Below are 24511 nucleotides of genomic sequence, written 5' to 3' on the forward strand. Positions count from 1 at the left end.
ATTAGTAAAAGTGTTTATCAGCAATTAAAATTGCTTCAGAAATTATATTTAAACCTTTATCTACATCTTCTTTACTAACATTTAGTGGTGGAGCAATAAAAATCCAATTCCATCTTACAAAAGTGAACATGCCTAAGTCTCTTATTTTTTTAGCCATTTCATTTGTGATTTGCATTTGATCTGCAGGAGCATTCCAAGGGGTTATTGGCTCTTTAGTTTCTCTATTTTTAACTAATTCAATGCAACCTAATAATCCTGTATTTCTAAAATCACCAATTGATGGGTGTTTTTCTTTCAATTTTTCTACCTGCTCTTCAATATAGATTCCCATTTTCTCAGCTTTTTCAACTAGAGATTCTTCTTCTATAATTTTTAAATTCTCTAATGCCGCGGCACAAGAAACTGCGTGAGCAGAGTAGGTGAGCCCAAGAGCCATAGGTTTATCATTAAAAGCAGCTGCAATAGTATCTGTAATTGTCATGGCACCTAATGGCAAGTAGCCAGAAGTTAAGCCTTTAGCCATACACATAATATCTGGAGTAACGTTATGATGGTCAACACCAAACATTTTTCCTGTACGCCCAAAACCGCTCATGGTTTCATCTATAATTAAAAGAATACCATACTGGTCACAAAGTGCTCTAACTTTTGCTAAATACATTGGAGGGTATTTAATACACCCAGAAGAACCAGATTCTCCTTCTAATAAAATAGCAGCAATAGCATCAGGGTTTTCAAATTTTACAATACGTTCTAAATTTGCAAAAGCACGTTCCCCGCATTCTTCAAAACTTGTTGAATTCCAAGGGCATCTATAGAAATAAGGGTTTTCAACATGAACAAAGTTACCAGCCCCTTGACTATCAATAGCAAATTTTCTAGGGTCGCCCCCTACAGCCATTGCAGCATATGTAGCACCATGATAGGAACGGTAATGCCCAATAATCTTATGACGTTTTGTATATATTCTTGATAATTTAATAGCATTCTCAACTGCTTCGGCACCACCTAATGTAAAAAATGATTTTGTTAAATTCCCGGGTGTTATTTCTGCAAGTTTTTTACCTAATAAACCTCTTACGTCGGTTGCCATACCAGGATAAACGTAAGCGAAGTCTTTCATCTGTTTTGTAACAGCTTCTGTAATTCGTTGGTCACCATGTCCAATATTTACATTCATTAATTGAGACGAAAAATCTAAATACTCTTTTCCGTCTTTGTCAAAAACATACGAACCTTTTGCCTTTACAGCATTTATAGGATTAAGGCCAGCTTGTTTTCCCCAAGAAAATAATGTGTACTCTAAATTGTTTTTAAGTGTTGTGTCCATTTTATAGCAATCGTAAATTAAGTTTAACTCACTTTTTAAATGATTTATGAAAATCTGTAAGGGTAATAATTACAGATTTTTACAATTTTTAAAAGAGAAAAGAATGATTATTCTATTACGGCTGTTGATGCTGTAAATCTTAAAATTATCATAACGATATGGACAAATATAGAAAGTAATTATTTTTGAACAAACGATTGTTCAATTTTTGCGTTTAATTGTTTTTGAAACATTAAATTCAATGAATATGTGAAAATATCTAATTAAATTTAAGAAATCTTAATTTACCTTGAATACTGTTTAATGATTTTCTGTTTTCTTTGAGATAGTGTTTTTGTTTTTTTGTGCAAGACTTTTTAGTTGCGAATTGTTATTTTGAGAACTACAAAAGAAATGAATTGACAGTTAGTAAAACTCTACATAACTATTGAGGTATAGAATTTCTCTGAATTTTTAATGAAAATAGAATAGAGGAAGAAAGATTAATTATTTAGTCACTTTCGCTAATCTGTTTTTTACAGACTCTCTTTTTGTTAGGTGGGTGGGTAGTAAGATGTTTTCTTGAGTACTCGTTTTATTATCAATTTGATTAAAAAGAAGCTCAATGGCCTTTTTACCCAAATTATCATCAAAGTGTGTTACTGTAGAAATAGGAATGTACAATAAATCAGAATAATTATGCTCATCAAAAGAGATTATAGAAATATCATCAGGGATATTAATGTTCTCTTCTTTCATAGCTTTTAAAGCTCCCAAAGTAATTTGATTACTTGTAGAGAAAATGGCAGTGATATTCGTTTTATTTAAATTTTTAATGATTTGTTTGGTTTGGGCGTAACCATTTTCGAAATTAAAATCATCTCCTAAAATAAAATTCTCATCTAATGGGATGTTGTGTTTTTTGAGAGCATTTTCGTAACCTTCAACGCGCTGTGTGTTTGATGATGTACCAACGACACCTTGTATGCAGGCAATATTTTTATGGCCGTTATCAATTAGGTGTTCTATAGCATCAAAAGCACCACTATAATCATTTGTAGATACATAAGGGATTTCGACATTTTCAAAAAAACGATCAATAAGCACTAAGGGAATATGGTTGTTGTAAAAATCAAGTAAGTGGTCATATTCTAAACCAATAGGAACCATAATTACGCCATCAACTTTCCATTCAGCTAATAAGTTCATGGACTCTTTTTCGATATTAATGTCATCACTACTATTGCATAGAAAGACATTGTAACCTACTTTTCTTGATTCTTTTTCAATTCTTAACGCTATTTCAGCAAACCACGGATTAGAAATATCAGGTACAATTAAACCAATAGTAAATGTTTTTTTTAACCTTAAACTTTTAGCAATTTTATTGGGCGTATAATTTAATTCATTTGCTGTATTAGTTACTAATTTTACGGTCTTTTCACTAATTCTATATTTTTTAGCAAGTCCATTTAAAACTCTAGATACAGTAGACACATCTAAATTAAGATGTTTTGCAATAGATGTTATGGTTGCTCTTTTAGGTGCCATTAGTAGCTTATACGAGTTTTATAGTGTGGATAAATACAAAAGTATACTTTTTTAAAATTATTGATTCAAGTTTGTTTTACTTGAGATACATAAAATACCTAAAAAAGCATTTATTTTGAGTTTTAGACTAAATTGTAATTAATTTTTTGTGAAATAAATTATGATAATAATAAATAATTGTCAATTATTTATTTGAAATTAAAGTAGTTAACAGCATTATTGTAGCAGATATCTTGAATCATTTTACCTAGAAAATTAAGATCATTTGGTATAAGACCTTTGTTTACATCTTCAGCAATTAAATCGCACAATATACGTCTGAAATACTCATGTCTTGGAAAAGATAAAAAGCTTCTGCTATCCGTAAGCATACCAACGAATCGGCTTAATAAGCCCATGTTAGACAAAGCATTTAATTGCTTTTCCATGCCATCTTTTTGGTCTAAGAACCACCAGCCAGAGCCCCATTGCATTTTACCAATATATTCACCAGAATTGTAATTCCCCATCATAGTAGCAAATACTTCATTTTGTGAAGGGTTTAAATTATAGGTGATTGTTTTTGCTAAACTATTCTCATAATCTAGTCTTCCGAAAAAGGCAGACATTGATTTTGCATGCGTATTATCTCCCATTGAATCACAGCCAGAATCGGCTCCTAATTGTTCTAGAAGGCGTGTATTGTTATCTCTTAAAGCACCTAAATGAAATTGTTGTACCCAATTTTTAGCACGGTACATCTTACTTAAATGATATTGAATACAAGATTTGTATATGTTAGTCTCATTTTCAGATAAAGTAGCACCAGAGAGTCTTTTCTTTAATATTACATCAGCTTCTTCATAGGTAAAATTGTAAGCGTAAATTTGTTCTAAACCAAAATCAGACAAACGGCAACCATTGTCATCAAAATAATCAACTCTACTTTGTATAGCTTTTAAAAGATCATTTAAATTATTGATTCTTATTGTGCTAATAACAATTAGCTTTTCTATATATGAATTGAAAGATTCTTTATTTATTAAAAAAAGTTGATCTGGTCTAAATGTAGGGTAAACTTTTGTAAAAAAGTTTTGTTTCGCTATTTCTTGATGGTATTGTAAATTATCAATAGGATCATCGGTAGTACAAATAACCTCTACATTCATTTGCATTAAAAGCTGTGCAGGAGTTTTATCAGCTAAAATTGCATTAGCTTTCTCATATATTTCTGAAGCATTACTTTCTTGTAAAATATCATCAATATCAAAATAGCGTTTCAATTCTAAATGCGTCCAATGAAATAAAGGATTACGCAATGTATATGGTACTGTTGATGCCCAGTTATTAAATTTTTCTTCTTGAGTAGCACTACCTGTAATAAATTGCTCATCAATACCATTGGCTCTCATGGCACGCCATTTATAATGGTCACCATTTAACCAAGCATCTGAAATGTTGGTCATTGGTTTATTTTCTGCAATTTGCTTAGGTGATAAGTGATTATGGTAATCAATAATCGGCATTTTTACAGCATAATCATGATAAAGTATTTGTGCTGTTTCAGAATTTAATAAAAAATTATCTGTTATAAAGTTATCTGCATCTATTGTAGCCATTGTACTATAAGCTATTTTTGATTCCTAATTCCAAGCCTCTAATTTCAGCTAAACCACGTAACCTTCCAATTCCTGAATATCCAGGATTAGTTTTCTTATGTAAATCATCAAGCATTTGATGACCGTGATCAGGTCGCATTGGTATTAAAGAATCTTTTCTACCTTCCTTTACTCTTCGTTTTTGCTCAATCAAAATTTCTTTTACGATGCTGTACATATCTACATCACCTTCTAAATGATTTGCTTCGTAAAAATTACCTTTTTCATCTCTTTTTGTACTTCTAAGGTGAATAAAATGCACACGATTAGCAAAGCGTTTGAATATTTTAACTAAATCATTATCAGCTCTCACGCCTAAAGAACCAGTACAGAATGTAATTCCGTTAGCAATATTTGGCACGTTTTCAAATATGTATGCATAATCAGCCTCAGTACTTACAACTCTTGGCAAGCCTAAAATAGGAAAAGGAGGGTCATCTGGGTGAATACACATTACTACATTTTCTTGCGAAGCAATTGGGATTATTTCATTTAAAAATGCTACTAAATTTTCTCTTAGTTTTGTAGCATCAATATCATCATAAGTATCTAGTACCTTTTGAAATTGCTCTAAAGTATAACCTTCTTCAGCACCAGGTAAGCCAGCAATAATATTATTAATTAGCGCTGTTTTTTCTTCTTCTGAAAGTTCGTTAAAATAAGCTTTAGCTTCTTCTTTTTGCTCATCAGAATAGGTGCTTTCAGCACCAGGCCTTTTTAATAAAAATAATTCAAAAGTGGCAAAAGCAGTAACATCATATCGTAAAGCTCTAGAACCATCTTCAACCTCATAATCAAGAGAAGTTCTGGTCCAGTCTAAAACAGGCATAAAGTTATAGCACACAATGTTAATTCCACAAGAAGCTAGGTTTATAATGCTCTGTTTGTAATTTTCAATATAGGTTTCAAAATTACCAGATCGAGTTTTTATATCTTCATGAACAGGAATACTTTCCACTACACTCCAAGTTAAGCCAGCTTGTTCAATAATTGCTTTACGTTCTTTTATAGCATCAACTTCCCAAACTTTACCGTTTGAAATTTGATGCAATGCAGAAACAATACCTGTTGCACCTGCTTGTTTTATGTCTGATAATGATACAGGATCATTTGGTCCGTACCAACGCCATGTTTGTTCCATTTTATTGTTTTAAATTGAATTATACACCACTAAATGCACTAAAACCACCATCAATAGGTAAAACTACTCCTGTAACAAATTTAGAAGCATCAGCACATAAATAGTGAATTGTACCGTTTAATTCGTCAGTTTCGCCAAAACGTTTCATAGGTGTATTTCTGATAATTGTGTCGCCACGATCAGTATAATTGCCAGTCTCTTTATCAATTAATAAATCTCTGTTTTGATTCCCGATAAAAAAACCAGGAGCAATAGCATTTACACGTAAACCTTCACCATATTTTAATGCCAATTCAACAGAAAGCCATTTGGTGAAATTATCTATAGCGGCTTTAGATGCTGAATAACCTACCACACGTGTAATAGCACTCTGAGCAGTCATAGAAGAAACATTAATTATAACTCCTTTTTTATTATTAGCCATTTCTTTACCAAAAACCATAGCAGGTAAAATACTACCGAATAAATTAAGATCAACAACCTTTTTAAAATCGTCAATATTTACATCAAAAATTGTTTGATTTACACCAATTGTAGCACCTGGCATGTTACCACCTGCGGCATTAATTAGAACATCAATTTTCCCGTGTTTTGCTATAATTTTATCAGAAACCTCTTTTAAACTAGTTTCGTCAAGAGCATTACAAACATAACCTGAAACGTTATCACTTATTTTTTTAAGTTTTTCTAAACCTGAGTTTACCGTAGTATCTCTATGGCCAAGAATAATAACAAATGCTCCGTTAGCTAAGAGGTAGGTAGCCATCTCACCACCTAAAACACCACCACCACCAGTGATTACTATTACTTTATTTTTAATGTCAAATAAGTTCATTTAATATGTTTTTTTGTAATATTTTAAAAGTAGATTGATAGTATCACATTTTTAGATGTGATTGCATACAAATATAGCAATAAATGCTAGGCTTGTTTTTATATTAAAAACTCTTTTAAGTTAAATTATCAATATTGAATTTTAATTATGTTTTTCCCTTTAGATAACTTAATTTCAGTGTGCTTTTTACGTACTTTTTTACCATTTAAATAAGCTTTGGTAGTATTGTTTGGTAATACAAACTCCGCATTCATGGTTTCAGGAATTTCAATTTCATAAACGCCTTCTGTTTTATTGATTAATTTATAATCGGAATATATAGAACCGTTTTTGGTTGGGACTTTTATTTTTGTGAAAGTTAAATCACCAAGTTTTGGTTCAATAATAGCTGTTTCAAAACCAGCAGTTTTAGGCTGAATTCCCCACATGTAACGTGTAATAGCATTTAATGGAGCAGTTCCCCATGCGTGGTTCCAATCAGAATTAGGTTTGTATTTAACATCCCAAGCTTCCATCGTCATCGTGGCTCCCACTTGAATCATATTCCACCAACTACGGTCATTTTCAGTCTCAGTAATTAAATTAGAAGCATAATCTTCTTCATTGTATTTGTAAAGACCTTCTAACAAATATTGTGCGCCATAAACACTACAAGCCATTCCTCTAGATTTTATAAATTTAGTAACCGTACTTACGTATTCATCTGGAACTAAATCAAAAGCAAGTGGTAACATATTACCATGTAACGAAGCGTGTGTAGAACCTTCACCATCAATATAATATCCATTTGTTTTGTCTAAAAATTTAGCGTTGATTGTTTTTTTTACTTTTTCAGCTTTAATTTTAAAAAGAGTAACATCGTCTTCTTTATCTAAAAAACCTGCGATTTCAGACATTAATTTCAAATTATAATAATAAAAAGCATTAATGGCAGTGTTTACTTTCACAATTTCATAGCCATCTCTTTCGCCTTCTGGGGTAGCAAGTTTCCAACCTGTGTCTTTTTGAGCGGGAGGCCAATCAATGATATCTTGTATTTTTTTATCCCCTTTTTCAAAACCTAATTTGGCCGTAAACTCTTTGCTAAGTTTAGGAGAAGAAGAACTAATTAAACCGTCTTCACGCTCTAATTCCATCAAGGTTTTTAACTTAAGATTATCGTAGTGTTTTTTTAGGGGTTCTAAATCGCCTGTATACATGTAATCAGCATGAAACATTAGAACTGTGTGTAATATCCATTCTGTTGGCCATGTAGGGTTTTTTAAAAAATATTCATTTGTTCTACGTGCGATACTATAATCATTATCAACACTATAATGGCTTAATTGATTAATATAAGCATCAGCTTCATACGGAATACGTTCACGATCACCATCAACATAATAACCTGTAAAACTAGTAGCTTTAATAGTGTGTTTACAAAGGTCCCAAATGGCATTCATTACTTCATTGGAGGAAGTGAAATAACTAGCGTCATCATTAAAATTATAATGAATTGCTTTTTGTTTAATTGTTATTGCTTCAATAGGAATTTTAAGGTTTTCAATTTCAAAATATCTAAAAGGAATAATAGTTCCGATACTATCTGGTAACATAATAGCATTACCTGTTGTGTTTCGTTTGTAAGGAACCATATCAATCGTAATAGGGGAGTTTGATTGTAAATTTGGAACGGTAGATTTTCGATATCTAATAGTTGCTCCAGGTTTTTTGTCGATACTATTATTTTTTAATTTTTCACCTAAATGAAAAAAAAGGGAATCGTTTTGAGTTTGGTTTGATTCAAGTACAACAGTGCCAAAAAAAGCTTTTCCAAAATCAATTAAATAATGTCCGTCTTCAATTTTTGTTACTTTTTCTGGATTGAAATAAGATACCTTTATATTATTAAACTCTGTATTTGTTTGTGCATTTGAGAAATATGCCAACATACAGATGATGGCCGTTAAATATATTTTTTTCATTTTAGTGTAACTTTTAATAATTATTGATGATTTGTGCTGCTTTTTCAGCAAAACGACTACCTAGTTTTTTGTAACCTATGGCTGACATGTGCAAATCATTATGAATTACATTTCCATTTCTATTTTCACCATCGTTTAAATCATCAGTATTAACCCAACTAAAACGTGGGTTAGAATTGGCTACTTTTAATTGTGCTTCACGAACCATAGTCCAATGTTCGTATTTTTCATTATTCATATCAAAATCGCTAAGTCTACCAATAATAAAATTCATATCATTTCTATTAATGTCATTACTTAACTGTTTGTATAAACCAAGAAGACTTTTTTCATAAACTTCGCCATGTTTTTCTTTAGCATCGCGTTCACCTTGCATCCAAATAAAAGTAACTGTTTTTATTTTTTCGTCTTTAATAGAAACATTTACTTTATTTATTAATTTACTATATAAATCTGGATTAGCTTCTGGAGTATTCCCTTCTTTAGGTTTCCAGTTTTTATACCAACGCCTTATAGGTTCTCCGCCTTTAGCATCTTTAACTATAATTACATTTTCTTTGCCAAATTCAGCCTCAATAGTAGGAGTGAAAGATTCTTCTAATTTTAAGCGTTGCATGTTTGATTGCCCTGAAAGAATAAATAAATGTTTCCCTTTTGCTCGAGGAGAACAAGATTTTGTAATAATAAATAGAAAAATAGAAAAAAGGTATAAGTAATTTTTCATTTGAGTTTGTTGGTTTGGCGTATTTTTAAATGAAATGGTAATATAATAACAGAGCTCTAAGATTTATCTTAGAGCTCTGTTAAAATTCGTTTATGCTATTAATTTAATAAGCATTTTATAATTGATTTTATGATTACCAACCTTCGTTTTGTTCCCATCTAACTTCGCTATTTGCGTCGATAAATAATTGAGGAATAGGAAAAGCGTTAAAATCAAAAGTTAAAGAATTTGTTGTCCAATCATGCTCTGCGTAAGTTCTAATACGATCTACAGCAACTGTGCCACCCATTCTTAATAAGGTATTCCAACGGCTTTCTTCTCCTAAAAGTTCCCTAGCTCTTTCATCTAATATATAATCTATATCAACAGTACCTGCAGTAGCTAACACATCGCATTGCGCTCTATTTCTAATTATGTTGATATCATCTGCAGCTAATTGAGTTTCTCCTTTTCTGAAGTGAGCTTCTGCTCTTACTAAAATAGTTTCAGATAATCTGATTGCATACCTGTCAATAAATAAATTACTTCGATCTTCTCCGTTATCAAGTCCTTCAAATTGATCTGTAGTAAATCTTTGAAATATAGGATAAATAGCACCTTCTAATTCACTTTTAGCTTGGTCAATAGCTTCTTGAGGAACTACAGTACCATAAACCTCAGCGTATTCATCAGCTGGGTCATTATAATAAATAGTTCTTGTAATATTAGCTTCAGAATTTCTTAAATCTCCCGCAGAAACAGCATCCTCCCAAATAATAGTTTCAGATAAGTCAGTAGGAGTGTAGTAGGCAACCCCTCTACCACCTACGTCTTCAGCGGTACCATCTACACCGGCAATTTGTCTCCATACTGGCCCCCAATACCTAGGATACTCAGTTGCTGCATTTTCATCACCTGCAACATAAGCATCATAGTCCATTTGATAAGCCCAAATACTTTCGTTATTACCATCGCTATAATTAATGTTTCCTTTTCTAAATAAATCCCAATACACATCTTTACCTTCTTCTTCAATTCTTGATCCAAAGCGATCTGTCATTAATGAATAAACACCACCATCTATTAGATCTGTTGCGTATTCAATTGATTTATCAAAATCATCTGAATCTCCTGTTTCAGTACCTAAACTTAAGTAAAACTCACTTAAATAATGTTGAGCGGCACCTTTTACAACCTTCCCTGGCTCAGCAGCAGTTTCAGGTAAATCATCTAAAATAGCTTCTAATTCATCTATAGCAAATTGATACACTTCAGCTCTTGTTGATTGTTCATAATCATATCTTGGTTCACTGGCAGATTCGTCAACAATTCCTACATTTCCAAAAAGTTGGGCTAACTGTCCGTGTATTTTTGCTCTAAAAAAACGGGCTTGTGCTAAAACATATGCTTTTGTTTCTTCGCTTTCAAATTCAATACCATCAATATCTGCAGCGGAAATGGTAGTATTTGCAGATGCGATGATGGAATAATGGTAATTAAATAAATTTCGTAAGTATGAATTTTCTGCATTGATACTTGAATAATCACTAAAATGTAAGCCAGATCTAAAACCAGGAGTAACCATTACATCAGTTCCTTTACCTTGTATGATGCCATTAAAACTAGTACTTGTTCTTAATGTTCTATCGTAATCGTATAATGTAATAAGTGACTGTTCTACTTGCACACCTGTACTAAATACATTGTCAATTGTATAAAATGTTTCAGGATCTAAATCTAAGAAATCATCATCATTACAACTTGTTAATAATATGCCACTTATTAGTAGTAGCTTAATATTTAACTTTCGATTTATATATTTTTTAATATTCATTTTTTTCATTTTTTTTATTAGAAGCTAATATTCAAACCTAGACTATAAGAAGAGTATACAGGTAAAGTAGTACCACCTGCAGCTATACCTTCTTCAGGGTCACCGCCACCAAACCAATTTGTAAATGTATATAAGTTACTACCTGATGCATAAAGTTCTAAACTTGATAAGCTAGGACCTATTTTGCTTAATATGTCCTTAGGGAATTGGTAAGATAAACTTGCTTTTTGTAATTTAATAAAAGCTCTAGATTGTAAACCTAAATATCTAGAGTCTACATATCCTGGTCTTAGGTTTGTAGTGCTTTCGTTTTCAGGAGTCCACCATTCACCATTATCAACTTGGTTGTATGAATAATCTGTTTCAGAACCAGCAAATGAGTTGTGTTTTTGATTTGCTTTTTGGTAAAAACCGTTGCCTCCAAAAATACCATTGAATAAAGTAAAAAACGTAAAGTTTTTATAAGTTATAGTATTGCTTAATGACATACTAAAGTTAGCTTTAGTATAGCCTAATATTTTTCTGTCATTGTCAGCATCAATTAAACCATCGCCATTTAGATCTTTAAACATAGGATCTCCTGCTTCACCACCAACATTAGCTAAATATTCAGTATCATCAGCTTGTACAACTCCCACATATTCGTAACCATATATAGCACCTATAGATTTACCAATAAAGTAACTATTACTAATATCATCATCTTCTTTGCCATCGCCATCAGCATCTTCACCATATAATGAAGCAATTTTGTTTCTATTTCTCCAATACATTAAACTAGAAGACCAATTGAAATTTTTAGTTTGAATATTTGTTGAACGTAAATTAATTTCTAAACCAGTATTATCAACTTGACCTAAGCTAGATAAGATTGTTGAGTATCCTGTAAGCGCAGGAATTTGTCTTGTAAAAATTTGATCTTTAGTTTGTGAAGTATAATAATCAACATCTAAAAAAAGTTTATTGTTCAACCAAGTTGATTGTAGACCAACATTAAATGATGTTGTACTTTCCCAACCCAGTGTATTGTTTTCTAAAGAAGTTTGTCTAATACCATACTCAATATCACCATCGCCAAATTCATATTCAATATCCCCCGAGTTTCCTAAAGCAACCGTTGCTAAAGTTTGATAGGCACTAATACTTTGGTTACCATTGGTACCGTAAGACCCGTTTATTTTTAAATAATTTAATACTTTACTATTCTTTAAGAAATCTTCTTCAGTAAGTGTCCACGCTAAACCTAGAGAACTAAAAGTTCCGTATCTCTTTTCAGCTCCAAAAACAGAAGCTCCGTCTCTACGAATAGAAGCATTTAAGTGGTATTTGTTGTCAAAAGCATACCCTAATTTAGCTAAATAACCAACATTAGTTTCTTCCGTAATGGAATAAGTTGTTTCTTGAGTACCTGCTAAATATAAGCCATTTGAACCCAAGATTGTATTTCCTATTTCTGAAAAATCGGAACCTGTAAATGTATTTGTAGTTACAGAGTTGTAATCTCTAGTAGCAACTAAAGTTAAGTTTACAAAGTTTTTATTAAATGTTTGACTATAATCTATAACATTATTTATTACATAGGTGTCAGTATTGGTATCAACGTTGGTACCATTTGCTTGAGATAAATTATTTTGGACAGACTCTGTGCTATAGCGATCTATAAATTCAGAATCAGCATCAATTACATCTGTTGCAGTTACATAGTAATCTTCATAATAAAAACTTTCTTGTCTTTGTTTTTTTGTACTTGTAGAGTAATTTACTCTGTAAGATAAACCATCAACCCATGGAACTTTTACTTCAGCAGTTGCAGTTAACAAAAAATAGTTTCTCTTATCCATGCTTCTCGCAGTGCCATCAGTACCCCATAAAGGATTTTGTATTGATGAACCTGTAGGATACCTTTCTAAATCAGTTGAAGTATTTGATACAACATCATATGGTTGGTTGTCATATCGATAAGGATAACCAAATGGCGCCATTAAATATGCAAATCTAAGGTTAGCTTGTACGCCTGAGTAATCATTATTATTATACGTACCATCAATGCTCACATTTAACCAATCAGTTACATCAACATCCAATCTAGACTTTACAGAAATTCTTTTAAATTGATCACCAATTATCACACCTTCTTGGTCAACATAGCCTCCAGAGAAAAAGTAGTTTACTTTGTCTTTTCTGCCAGAAACAGACACATTATTTTCATTAACTACCCCAGTTTGAGAAGTAAAATCTAACCAATCAGTTTCTACTCTTTGGTCATATAACGCTGTTCTAAAAGCACCTTCCCAACTAATATCATCAGCAGAATCAAAACCATTTTGTGCAGCATACTTTTCTAAATATTTTTGAGTGCCTAAAAGTTGAGGCTTCTGTTGCCAAACATTTACACCTGTAGAAGTAGAAAACCTAATTAAGGGTTTTTCTGTCTTTCCTTTTTTAGTAGTTATCATAACTACACCATTCGCAGATCGAGAACCATAAGCAGCAGCTGATGAAGCATCTTTTAAAATATCAATTGTAGCAATATCCGATGGGTTTATATCTGTTACACTACCAATGAATATTACACCATCTAAAACTATTAATGGTTCATTTGATGTAGATGAAATCGAATTTTGACCACGTACTGTAATAGATGGAGTTTCACCCACACTATTTGAAGTTCCTACATTAATACCAGAAGAAACACCTTGTAAAGACTGTAAAATATTTGTTGTAGGTGTTAATGCAGAAGGAGAATCTTCTAAATTAATTCTACTAACTGCTCCGGTAATATTTTTTTTCTTAATTGTACTATAACCAACAACTATTACCTCTTCTAGTGCGGCTACATCTTCTTCTAAAACAATTGATAATTCTGTTTGGTTTTTAACAGAAACTTCTTTTGTCTTATAACCTAAATAAGACACTACTAAAATAGGGTTTGCATTTGATGTTGAAATGGTAAAATTACCATCAAAATCTGTTTGAATGCCATTTGAGGTGTTTTTCTCAAGAATGTTTACACCAGGTAATGGTTGACCATTTTCATCTAGTACAGTACCAATAATTTGTTGCTGTAATACTTTTTTGTTTGTTCTAATAGTAGTATCCTCTTTGGAAATAGATCCGAAAGAATAACTAAGGAATAAAAAAACAAACGTTCTCACAAAAAGATTAAACATCCTTTTTTCAAAATAAGAAAGTAAGCTTCTAAATTTGATTTTCATAAAATAGAGTTGTTAATTGTTAATTATGTGGAATGTTCCGTTAAGTAATCTTTAATTTTATGTTAAAGACCAGTTAAACGTATCAATTAAATCTATTTTGTATCTTAAATTTTCGACGAATAACAGAAGATCGTAGATAGATAAGTTTGTTAATGTTTATGTATATTTCTGTTAATTAATGTGTGAATATTTAATGAATTTATTTTCGAAAACGTTACTTTTATTGTTAAATATTTATATTTATTAATAAATATTGCGTTATTCTTAAAATTTGCTAACAGGTTGAATTACCTGATATTATTAATGTTTTTGTAAATAAAAAGGCTTACAATAAATACTATTTATTGTAAGCCTTTGATAAATATGACTAATTTTAATTGTACTGTTTTTTAATTATAGTGAACAGCAATTTTGGCTAACTGTCCAACAATTTTTACAGAATCAGACATTGAAAGTTTAGAACCATCAGCATGAATCCATCTTTTTAAAGGTTGTTCACAAATAAGTTGTATTACTTTATCTTTTCCGTAATGCTTACGCATTCTCATAAAAATTTCAACATCAAACAACCATCGAGTAATAAAACTTTTATTAAAAACTAATGTAGCAATTTCTTTATCCATTATTTTAGCACCACATTGTGTGTCATTAAATGGCATTTTTAAAATTGTTCTTATTATTAAGTTTATAGTTTTACTAATTATAGCTCTTGCGGATTCTTTTGTAATATCAGCACCCATTCTTGCCATTCTAGAACCACTAACAATTTTAAAATCTGATTTTTCAATAGTTTTAACCAAATCATCAAAATCTCTAAAATCTGTAGATAAGTCAGCATCTAAATAACCTATAAAATCTAATTGAGGATCTTTTGCCAAATGTAAAACTCCTTGACGAACAGCCTCTGCTTTTCCTCCATTTTTTTCACAGTTATAAACACTTATCTTATTTTCGTTTCCAACGCTCAACTCTTCTAATACTTTTAATGTATTATCTGTGCTGCCGTCATTTACAAAACATAAATGATAGCCTAAATTGCTGTGTACAAAATCTTTAAACTCTTTCCCAGAAAGTCTGTCTTCTTCGTTGTAACAAGGTATAACCACACCAACACAATATTGCTGTAACATTTGTGCGCTATCGTCTGATTTTGTTATTTCTGTACTTATTTTTTCTGGTTTACCAATGATTCTCTTTACACGCGCGGTAACCTCATTTAAACTAACGGGTTTTTTCATGTAATCATCAATTCCCAATTCAAAACCATTTACAATAACTTTTTCATCGGTATTACCAGACATTACCATAATAGGTGTGTCTGATTCTTCAATAATTCTGATATGCTTAATGACATCAATACCAGACATGCCAGGCATATTGATGTCGACAATGACCAAATCAGGATGGAATGTTTTGAAGCTTTCTATTCCTAATCTTCCAGAATCTGCTACTTTTACTTCATATCCTGTTTCTTCAAGTCTTTTTTGTAAAGACATTAAGATTAATTGTTGATCATCAATGGCTAAGATTTTCATATTTTTTAATTCAGTTTGGGCTCTGGTCAAAATTAAAAATGCATATTATTTAATACGTTATTTTTGGTTGAACAGTATTTATCTATAGTTAATTCGTTTGTTTGTGTCGATGACTAAATACCATTAATTATAAAGTTTTTTCTTACATAATTATAAGATAACTTCTACAATAACGTTAATTTTGTGATTGTGTTGTATAACCATGATAAATTATTTAATTTAATCTTATATATTGTTATATTTTCCTACAATAAAGTTTAAATGAAAAAAACAAATACGTTATTAATATTAGCCCTTATAATAGGTATTGCTTTTCATGGTTCCGGTATTTTTTTTACGTTAGAATATACTTATGATGCTTTAATTCATTTATTTTTTGCAGATCATTATGCAAATAGTTGGTTTGAGCCTTGGGATTTTAGATGGTACACTGGTTTTACTGTTCAAGCTTATCCGCCATTAGTACATCAAACCATTGGTATTCTATCCCATATTGGTGGGCTCAAGTTCGGAATGTTCACTGTAGGACTTACTGCTATAGTATTGTTTATTACTGGTGCTTACAGGTTTGGTTTATTAATGACTGGCAATAGGAGAGTAGCTGGTTATACGGCAGTTTTAGCCGTTTTTTCTTCCACATTTGTAGAGACACTCCATATTTTCGGGCAATTACCAAGCGTGGCAGCATTATCGATTTTAATGCATTGTTTACCCGAAATTTATTTATGGATTAAAACGGGTAAATACAAGTATTTACTTACATCACTATCATTATTAGCTGTAACTGTTACTTCACACCATGTTACACCAATTTTCGGAATGGTATTTTTTATTTTTCCTTTATTAGGAATGGCAGTTATGGATTTAGCTCGTGAGCAAGTTAATACTATGAAAGAAGTGACATTTATGGTGTTTTTTGCTTCGTTTAAAAAAGCATTTTGGCGTATTGTTTCTTTTGGTTTCGGATCACTATTACTCATTGTTTTTTGTATATTACCTTACTGGCTTAATTCAAAAAGAAATCCAATAACACAGGTTCCAATTCCTCATGGTTCCAGAGATAATTTTTTAGAAGTAACATCATCTGGTTTGGTCTTTTTAGTAATTCCTTGGGGGATATTAACATTTTTAATTCCGTATATATTTTACAGGTTTTTTAGTAAACGATATATTTTCTTTGGATTATCAATGGCATTGTTAACCATTTTAGGTACGGGAGGTACAACTCCAATTCCGTTAATAATGTTAGGAGAAACCGCTTTTAATATTCTTACTTTAGATAGGTTTACACTTTGGGCTACTATTATGGCTTTGCCCATTTTCGGTGAATTTGCTTACCGGATGGTTGAAGGTGATATTAAAGTTGCTATGCAAAAACGGTTTGGTTCTGTTTATCATCGTATTATAGGTGGTCTATTAGCAGGGGGAATACTTTTTATGGTCATTTTTACGATGAGTCTTGGGTATTTTAGACCCTCGCAACCCGCTAAAATAAAAATGTTGCCAATTGTAAATTTCTTAAATCAAGATATGCACGATCATTGGCGTTATTTGCCTTTAGGTTTTGGTGATCAAATGGCTTGGCTTTCTGCACAAACAAAAGCAATGACGGTAGATGGAAATTATCATTCTGCTCGAAGACTTCCTGAACTGACCACACGAGCTATTGAGCGTATTGAAAATTCTAAATTTAGAGGTGTTGAGGGTATTGGCTCACTACAGCAGTTTTTGACTGTTCCTGAAAAGTACAATTTAAAATATATTTTTTCAAATGATAAATTTTATGATCCTATTTTGTATTTCTGCGGTTGGCAACGTTTACAGCAGTTAGAAAACGGAATTATGGTTTGGGAAAAATTGAATGTTCCTCCAATTCCAGCAATTATTCCTAAGCAAGATGTTCCAAGATTTTTGAAAATCATGTGGGGTGTAATTCCATTATTAACTGTTGTAATAGCATTCGTAATTAATATTCAAATGATTTGGTTTCGAATGCTAAAATCAAAAAAAATAGCGCCACCATCATATTTAAACCATGCAATAGCGTATAGTGGTTTTCCGCAGCGAGTTATTACTGTAATGCATATTTGGGCAGTGATAATTTTAGGATGTATAGCTTTTGGTTATTATCAATTTTACATGAAAAACACCACACAAATTGCACCTAGTAATGTGGTGAAAGCGTATTATGATGCTATTGATTTTAAAGAGTTTGAGCGTGCATTTTCATATATTGATCCTGATAGTGATGCAACTTTAGCACAATACATGCTTGAAGTTTCCGTAACTGATGGTATTTTAAGCTCTTATGCAAAATTAGACTCTATTGGCATTGAATTGAGTAATGTTACTAAAAATAGTGCTAAAGCTAAAACCGCTACGCGATGGATTACACCTTTAGAGAAAGTGAGTAAAATGTATTATCATGAGCTCGTAAAAAAGAAAGGAAAGTGGTTTATTAAACCCTCTTCTTTTGATAAAGATATTCCACCAGATCAGCTTTTTGTAGCGAATACCACTAGTTTTTTTAATCATGGGCGTAGAAAAATAAGTACCCAGCAAACGCATCATGAAGATGTTTTAAAACAACCCCTTTTGGAAGTGCTTTCGGCTAAATTGGTAAAGTACGATTCTCAATATGCAATAATTGGTGAGCTGCAAAACATTGATAATGTACCTGCTGATGTTGTAATTAAAGCAACACTTTATAATGATAATAATAAAGAGTTGGCCAATTTTAACGCTAAATACCATATGAAACATAAATTGATGCCTAAAGAAATTACGAGCTTTAGAGTTAATTTTGAGGGTATTGCATGGTCACAAACTAAAGATACAATTCCACCAACCTTTAACCCTGATGAGTTTACACCTATCGAATTAGAAGAACAGCCCACAAAATTCAATTTACAATGTGCGGGTAATGTTGCAAATTCAGATTTATACAAAGAAGTTGCGCTGCAAGATATGCAGTTTACAAAACACGGTATTGAGGGTGTTTTATTTAATTCTGGAATACAAGAGATTACTATTCCGCAATTATTGGTTTCTTATTATTCAAATGATAAACAACTGTTGTGGGTTGATCATCAATTTTTAGCTGAAGGTGTGCGGGTACAACGTAAACAAGTTTTTACGTATGAGCCTAAAAACATGGAGTCGATAAAAGTAATTAATAGTAGTTTAAATAATTGCTATATCAACGGTTTGCCAAATGAATCTATAGGTACTATTATATTCCCGAACAGAAAAAAAAGTCATGAAACTGATCAGTTTCAACCTTATGATGGTGAAGGGTTTGACTATTTAAAATTTGAGATGAATGGTTATATTGGAAATCCTAAATAATATGAAAAATATACTTGTATTACTTTTCGTATTTGGTATTCTGAGTTGCAGTTCAGAAAAAGAAACTGAAGTAAAACCGGATAAAGTTTCTAATGATTTTAAGTTTAATGACTTAAAGAAAGAGTTTTTAGCTGATGAAACTATAGTTTTTATTTCTGAAAGCAAAATAAACTCTATAGACCTATTACCTAAGTTAGTTGTAACAAATTCTTTTGGAACAATTATCGTTGGTGGAGAAATAGCAAATGCTGGAGTACAATATAGTTTGCCAAAAATAATAACAAGAAAAATAGGTTTGGTCGATTGGAAATTAGTAGATGAGTCAATTGTTTTACAATCAGGCACGTTTGAAATATTACCAAATATTTCAAAAAAGAATGGATTAGAATCTTATTTTGGTCCTCGAAGTATTAGTGCAGGAGATATTGATTTTTCAATGCTTGTTGTAATTCCGAGTGATGTATATGATAATCCAGTTCTTGATGGTACCACGGTTGAGTTAAGATATCAGTTTGAAAATGATGTGACTGATGTTCCTTTAGAAACAGACGACCTTATTGCTTGGTACAATGTTGGTGCGCCACATAAATCGGGTAGAATTTTAGTAACCGCTTTATGTAATGGTGTAAAATCAAAAGAGTTGACCTCTATTGTTTTTCCAGCAAATGCAACCACATTTAAAATTGATTATACCCGAGATCATGCTTACGCAGATGGTAATCAGATTATTAGGTTTAATACATCAATTATAAAAGATGAATTTGGAAATGTTATTAGTGATGGAACGCTAGTATCATTTACCGCCGTAAATACCAAAGGAATACAATTACAAGCAGTAGGTTTATCAATTGGTGGTGTTGCTATTGCTAAAATGCTACATCCTGATAAAAAAGATACTTGGAAAGTAAAAGCATATGTTACGGGTGCGGCCAAAAGCAACGCTATAAACGTAAGTTTTAAAACTGCATTTGATGATTATCCAGTAAATATTTCAAAAGACAATAGAAGAATTATTGTAGGGCCTATAACTAGTTTTATGAATCAATTAGCACCAGATGGTTTGTTGGTTCGTTTGGCTATTAACGATAGTGATAAGCAACGTATTGAGACAAAAGTTAGTACCTTACAAAATGGTAAAGTAATGTATTATTTAGATCCTGATTTTTATCCTGATGGAAATTATGAAATTGAAATAAAATCAGCAGGAATTGTAAAAACTTATAATTTAAATTTAGATGGCAGCACGGATTAACCGAAATATATATAGAGGTATTTTAATACTTTCTTTTTTAGCGGTAAATGGCTTAATACTTTTTGGTATCAGTAGCGTATTATCTTATTTAAATACTGGAGCAGATCGTACTTCAATGTTACACCTTGAGGTGGAACGTGAAGATGTGTATTTGCCTAATGTTACTTGGGAAGATTTACAAAACCCAGGTAGACCTTTAGAAAAGCAAACTCAAGGTGAGATTGAACGTGATTATTTAAGTTCTTGGTATGTAAAAAATATAGCATATAAGACCAATGATTATTATGGAGTAAAAGATTATTATACAGATAGTGCAAGGGTGAAGGTGTATAAAACCATTGATTACAATTTAGCGCATAATATAAACCTAAACACCACTACACTTAGCCATAACTTATCATTAGATTTTTATAGTGCTGATGGTAAATTGGCTGTAGTTGAAGACAAAAATGTAGTTTCTTTTAAAGAAGTTTTTGAAGCAGATAAAATGGTTTTACAAGAGCGAGATACATCAAGCTATAAAGCTATTTTGTTATTAGAAGATGGTTTTTGGCGAATTCGACATTTAAAAAAGATTATTAACGACACTGTTGCCGCACAAGAAAAAGTTGCTATAGATTATTCTAATATTAAAAATGCTAAAGGATTGAATTATTATCCAAAAGATAGCCCGTGGAACATGTTTGGCAAGAAATTTAATCCATTCACTATTCATTTAGATTTTGAGTTAATAAAAAAAATGGGAATGAATACGATACGAATATTTGTGCCTTATGAAGCTTTTGGGAAAGCATCCATTGATTATGAAAAATTAGACCAGCTAAAAAGAATCTTAGATATTGCTAATAAAAACGGTTTAAAGGTAGTTGTTACGCTGTTTGATTTTTATGGAAATTACGATGTATCTGATTGGACAATTACAAACAAACATGCTACAATTATTGTTAACGCACTAAAAAATAATAAAGCTTTGTTAGCTTGGGATATTAAAAATGAGCCAGATTTAGATTTTAAATCTCGTAGTAGTACTACTGTAGTAAATTGGTTAAAGCAAATGATAGTAACTATTAAAAATGAAGATGTGAACCATCCAGTGACTATTGGTTGGTCATCGCCAGAGGCGGCAACTTTGTTAGTAAATGAATTAGATTTTGTTTCATTTCACTATTATAAAAAGATTTCTGATTTTGAGAAAGATTACAATAAACTTACAGTAAAATCTCAAGGAAAACCTATTATGTTGCAAGAATACGGACTATCATCATATAGTGGGTTATGGAATTTTTATAAAGGTTCAGAAGTTGATCAAGCGGATTATTATAAAGAAATACAGCCTATTTTATTAAAAAATAACATTCCATTTTTAGCTTGGACATTGTATGATTTTAAAGAAGTACCAAGTGAAGTTGCAGGTAGTTTACCTTGGCGAAAAAACAAACAACACAACTTTGGTTTTTTTGATATTAATGGAAAAGAGAAATCGTCTTATAATTACTTCAGTTTACAGAAAAATAAAAAGGGAGAGTAAACATTGTGTTTACATCTCCCTTTTCGCACACTAACCAAATTTTAAAAAGTATTAAGCATTCACTTTTTTGAAAGAGTGAGACTCAGACTTTTGTTCTATAATTTCATTAAATTCTTCTAAATACATTTCAGTAATTGTTGACATAGGTAAAGAACAAGCTGCTTTATAATTTGTTTGTCCTAAACTACGTCTATACGTATCATTTGTTATAATGTTTTGTATAGCATCAGCTAATGAATTAGCATTGTCTGCATCAAAAAATTCACCTTTATAACCTTCTTCTTTTACAAGAATACTCAAATCGCCTAAATCAGGTAAAGCAACTGCATTGCCATAACTTCCTGCTTGGTGTAAAACACCTGAGCTGCCTGTAGTTGAGGTGTATGGGAAAATTACCGCAGCACTATCTCTAAATATCTTTTCAACATCTTCTTCAGCAACATAACCTGTAAATCTAATTTGTGGAACTTTATTATAAGTGTTTTTTACTCCTTCTAAATACCCTGGTGTATTTGGACTGTCAGTACCAGCAATAACAATTTCTATATCTTCTTTAGTTCTTTGTCTAATAATTTCAACCGCTTCAATTAAAATCTCAACTTTTTTGTATGTTCCAAATTTTCCAAAAGCCATTACTTGTTTAGGACCTTCAGGTAAATCGTAAGTTGGTTCTGGCGGTGTTTCAAAAGCACCATGCGGAATTAAAGCTATACGATCTGTTTTGTATTTTTTCTCTAGAATAGTTACATATTTACTAATGGTAACCGCAACAATATCTGAAGCTAAAACAAATCTTGTTAGAGTAGTGCCAATAAAGTTATAAATGGCTTGTAAAACTTTGTTTTTAGTAAATCCAGCACTTTCTAAATCTACTTGTTCTAAAATATTGTGTAATAATGAAATGGTTGGGATACCTCTCATTTTACAAATTGCAGGTAGTAATAAACCTAAAGCTGCAGGAATTTTTTTATCTCCGAATTTTAAAAACTGTAAATTAAATAATACAGCATCAGGTTTAGTCTGGCTTATAGCTTTATTAACACTCAAAATATTTTTGTAGCTATTAAAACTCCAGCATTCTTTTACTGTAATCTTACAACCATCTTCTTCAAAGGCTAAATCTTTTTCACCTTCAGTTTTATCACAAATTAATATAAGTTCAGTAACCTGTTCTTGTAATCTAAAATGCTTTACCAAATGATAACCATACTCTGTTAAAGTTACTTTACTTGGCGGGTATGCTGTTACGATTGCTAATTTCATAATTGTAATATTTAATTTGGGTAATGACTAAAGTATTATCTTGTACTTTGCAATTATTTAGTTTTTTTGGTTAAAAAATAGGTGATTTGAACAGCTAATAAAATAGCCATCGCTACTATTTGTACTTGTACCACTGTTGCTAAATTGTTGTGGAAGAGTACTACTAATATTATTTGTGACATTCCTAAAATACCCGAGAGTATTACTGGAACATATTGATCTAATGATAAAAAATAATATGCGAATATGTTTGCAATGGCAAATAATGATGTTGCTAAAGCATATTGCCATAATAAACTAGCCATTGATATGTAAGCCTTGCCAAACATTATGTTAATTATAAATTCGGGCATAATATAACAAGCAAGTATAATCACAGTAGATAATAAAGCAATGTAACCTACATATTTAAAGAGTGTTGGAGCAGTCGCTTCACCATCTTTTTGCTTTTGAACTACCGTTGGTAATAACAACATTACGAACATCCAAGCAACAAAATAAACAACACGCCCAATTAATGCTAAGGAAGCATATAAACCAGCTTCAAGTGGGTCGAAATAGTGTTTTACTAATAGGATATCGCTATTGTTTATTATAATTTGAGTAAACTCATAACATACGGTCAATATCATAAATTTATTTACTCTTTTTGTGTTTTCAGGTAATAAACGCTCTTTACTTGTAAGGTCTAAATCTTTTATATCAGAAGGTATTAAGCCAAAAAAGAATGAAATAACAATACCCAATGCTACTAAAAATGAGGTCTCAAAAGGGATAGCAATTAATAACAATAATGTGATTACCAATTTGCTCCACATTTCAGTCTGGTAGGTAACTGAAAGATTTTTAAAATTTTGATTTCCTTGGTATGCACCTCTATTTACACTCATAAAAAAGTATAGTGGTATTCCAAAACCAAACAAAACAAACATCCAATGACTTTCTGTATGAAAAATTTCTTGTAATTTTTTAGCAAATATTACAATAAGTAAGCCAGCTACAAGACCATAAATACTTGCTTGTTTATAACTCCGGTTTTTAAAAATTGACCATTGTTTTCCTGAAAATACTACTGCAAATTTAGCAGTGGTTAATTGAAATGTCATTCCAATAAAAGATAGAACCAATAATAAGGTAATTAATAAGGCTGCTTCTGCAAATGCCTCAGGGCCAAGTATTCTGCCTAACAATAAATTATAAATATAATTACCGCCATTCACCACTAAAACACTGCCCATGAACAGCTGTTCAGGCGATATTTTTCGTAAGAAAAGTTTAAGTGTGTTCATTTTGATTTTATATTTATGCGTTTGGTTTTCAGTATATATAACGCTTAAAAATTACTTTATTGTAAGTAAATTCTTATATTTTTTATTTATTAGTTAATTTTTATGTG

The 24511-nt window shown here is 31.3% G+C and carries 15 protein-coding genes; 3 read left to right on the forward strand and 12 right to left on the reverse strand.

The features are described 5' to 3' along the window. Position 1: 1 nt before the first annotated feature. The 10 genes from KO500_RS09505 to KO500_RS09550 all read right to left on the reverse strand — a co-directional run bounded on the left by KO500_RS09505 (position 2) and on the right by KO500_RS09550 (position 15724). Positions 2-1330, reverse strand: coding sequence for an aminotransferase class III-fold pyridoxal phosphate-dependent enzyme (locus KO500_RS09505; RefSeq protein WP_215956307.1), 1329 nt, complete (start codon positions 1328-1330; stop codon positions 2-4). 486 nt (positions 1331-1816) lie between these two features. After that, on the reverse strand, positions 1817-2860 hold the full coding sequence (locus KO500_RS09510) for a LacI family DNA-binding transcriptional regulator (protein ID WP_215956308.1): 1044 nt from the start codon (positions 2858-2860) through the stop codon (positions 1817-1819). Between the two features lie 188 nt (positions 2861-3048). Then, entirely contained in the window at positions 3049-4458 is a 1410-nt protein-coding gene (uxaC, locus tag KO500_RS09515) for a glucuronate isomerase (protein WP_215956309.1), read from the reverse strand. 4 nt (positions 4459-4462) lie between these two features. Then, entirely contained in the window at positions 4463-5638 is a 1176-nt protein-coding gene (uxuA, locus tag KO500_RS09520) for a mannonate dehydratase (protein WP_215956310.1), read from the reverse strand. 19 nt (positions 5639-5657) lie between these two features. After that, complete coding sequence (locus KO500_RS09525; protein WP_215956311.1) at positions 5658-6473, reverse strand: SDR family oxidoreductase; 816 nt, start codon at positions 6471-6473, stop codon at positions 5658-5660. A gap of 128 nt (positions 6474-6601) precedes the next feature. Continuing rightward, positions 6602-8437, reverse strand: a complete 1836-nt coding sequence (locus KO500_RS09530) for an alpha-L-rhamnosidase C-terminal domain-containing protein (protein WP_215956312.1) — start codon at positions 8435-8437, stop codon at positions 6602-6604. Positions 8438-8450: 13 nt separating this feature from the next. After that, positions 8451-9161 carry a sialate O-acetylesterase gene (locus KO500_RS09535; protein ID WP_215956313.1) on the reverse strand — a complete coding sequence of 237 codons (711 nt, stop codon included), beginning with the start codon at positions 9159-9161 and terminating at the stop codon, positions 8451-8453. 133 nt (positions 9162-9294) lie between these two features. Further along, on the reverse strand, positions 9295-10974 hold the full coding sequence (locus tag KO500_RS09540; RefSeq protein WP_215956314.1) for a RagB/SusD family nutrient uptake outer membrane protein: 1680 nt from the start codon (positions 10972-10974) through the stop codon (positions 9295-9297). A gap of 17 nt (positions 10975-10991) precedes the next feature. Continuing rightward, complete coding sequence (locus tag KO500_RS09545; RefSeq protein WP_215956315.1) at positions 10992-14189, reverse strand: SusC/RagA family TonB-linked outer membrane protein; 3198 nt, start codon at positions 14187-14189, stop codon at positions 10992-10994. Positions 14190-14578: 389 nt separating this feature from the next. Beyond that, complete coding sequence (locus KO500_RS09550) at positions 14579-15724, reverse strand: response regulator (RefSeq protein ID WP_215956316.1); 1146 nt, start codon at positions 15722-15724, stop codon at positions 14579-14581. 261 nt (positions 15725-15985) lie between these two features. Between KO500_RS09550 and KO500_RS09555 the strand changes: the two genes are divergently transcribed. The 3 genes from KO500_RS09555 to KO500_RS09565 are packed head-to-tail and all read left to right on the forward strand — an operon-like array spanning position 15986 to position 21852. Continuing rightward, a complete protein-coding gene (locus KO500_RS09555; protein WP_215956317.1) occupies positions 15986-19072 on the forward strand; it encodes a hypothetical protein in 3087 nt (1028 codons plus the stop codon). 1 nt (position 19073) lies between these two features. Next, complete coding sequence (locus tag KO500_RS09560) at positions 19074-20324, forward strand: hypothetical protein (RefSeq protein WP_215956318.1); 1251 nt, start codon at positions 19074-19076, stop codon at positions 20322-20324. After that, complete coding sequence (locus KO500_RS09565) at positions 20308-21852, forward strand: cellulase family glycosylhydrolase (RefSeq protein ID WP_215956319.1); 1545 nt, start codon at positions 20308-20310, stop codon at positions 21850-21852. The genes KO500_RS09560 and KO500_RS09565 overlap by 17 nt, the downstream gene beginning before the upstream one ends. A 51-nt stretch (positions 21853-21903) precedes the next feature. Here the strand turns inward: KO500_RS09565 and KO500_RS09570 are convergent, their stop codons facing one another. Together KO500_RS09570 and KO500_RS09575 are read right to left on the reverse strand one after the other, a co-directional pair. Then, the gene (locus KO500_RS09570) at positions 21904-23115 is read right to left on the reverse strand and encodes a glycosyltransferase (protein WP_215956320.1); all 1212 of its coding nucleotides are present in this window, start codon (positions 23113-23115) and stop codon (positions 21904-21906) included. A gap of 53 nt (positions 23116-23168) precedes the next feature. Next, positions 23169-24404, reverse strand: a complete 1236-nt coding sequence (locus KO500_RS09575; RefSeq protein WP_215956321.1) for an oligosaccharide flippase family protein — start codon at positions 24402-24404, stop codon at positions 23169-23171. Positions 24405-24511 lie beyond the last annotated feature (107 nt).

Source organism: Cellulophaga baltica (assembly GCF_018861125.1).
Classification (GTDB): domain Bacteria; phylum Bacteroidota; class Bacteroidia; order Flavobacteriales; family Flavobacteriaceae; genus Cellulophaga; species Cellulophaga baltica_A.

What these genes read in the sequence shown, in the direction of transcription:
- KO500_RS09505 (WP_215956307.1), bottom strand. Translation starts at nt 1,330, where the DNA reads ATGGACACAACACTTAAAAACAATTTAGAGTACACATTATTTTCTTGG.
- KO500_RS09510 (WP_215956308.1), bottom strand. Translation starts at nt 2,860, where the DNA reads ATGGCACCTAAAAGAGCAACCATAACATCTATTGCAAAACATCTTAAT.
- uxaC (WP_215956309.1), bottom strand. Translation starts at nt 4,458, where the DNA reads ATGGCTACAATAGATGCAGATAACTTTATAACAGATAATTTTTTATTA.
- uxuA (WP_215956310.1), bottom strand. Translation starts at nt 5,638, where the DNA reads ATGGAACAAACATGGCGTTGGTACGGACCAAATGATCCTGTATCATTA.
- KO500_RS09525 (WP_215956311.1), bottom strand. Translation starts at nt 6,473, where the DNA reads ATGAACTTATTTGACATTAAAAATAAAGTAATAGTAATCACTGGTGGT.
- KO500_RS09530 (WP_215956312.1), bottom strand. Translation starts at nt 8,437, where the DNA reads ATGAAAAAAATATATTTAACGGCCATCATCTGTATGTTGGCATATTTC.
- KO500_RS09535 (WP_215956313.1), bottom strand. Translation starts at nt 9,161, where the DNA reads ATGAAAAATTACTTATACCTTTTTTCTATTTTTCTATTTATTATTACA.
- KO500_RS09540 (WP_215956314.1), bottom strand. Translation starts at nt 10,974, where the DNA reads ATGAATATTAAAAAATATATAAATCGAAAGTTAAATATTAAGCTACTA.
- KO500_RS09545 (WP_215956315.1), bottom strand. Translation starts at nt 14,189, where the DNA reads ATGAAAATCAAATTTAGAAGCTTACTTTCTTATTTTGAAAAAAGGATG.
- KO500_RS09550 (WP_215956316.1), bottom strand. Translation starts at nt 15,724, where the DNA reads ATGAAAATCTTAGCCATTGATGATCAACAATTAATCTTAATGTCTTTA.
- KO500_RS09555 (WP_215956317.1), top strand. Translation starts at nt 15,986, where the DNA reads ATGAAAAAAACAAATACGTTATTAATATTAGCCCTTATAATAGGTATT.
- KO500_RS09560 (WP_215956318.1), top strand. Translation starts at nt 19,074, where the DNA reads ATGAAAAATATACTTGTATTACTTTTCGTATTTGGTATTCTGAGTTGC.
- KO500_RS09565 (WP_215956319.1), top strand. Translation starts at nt 20,308, where the DNA reads ATGGCAGCACGGATTAACCGAAATATATATAGAGGTATTTTAATACTT.
- KO500_RS09570 (WP_215956320.1), bottom strand. Translation starts at nt 23,115, where the DNA reads ATGAAATTAGCAATCGTAACAGCATACCCGCCAAGTAAAGTAACTTTA.
- KO500_RS09575 (WP_215956321.1), bottom strand. Translation starts at nt 24,404, where the DNA reads ATGAACACACTTAAACTTTTCTTACGAAAAATATCGCCTGAACAGCTG.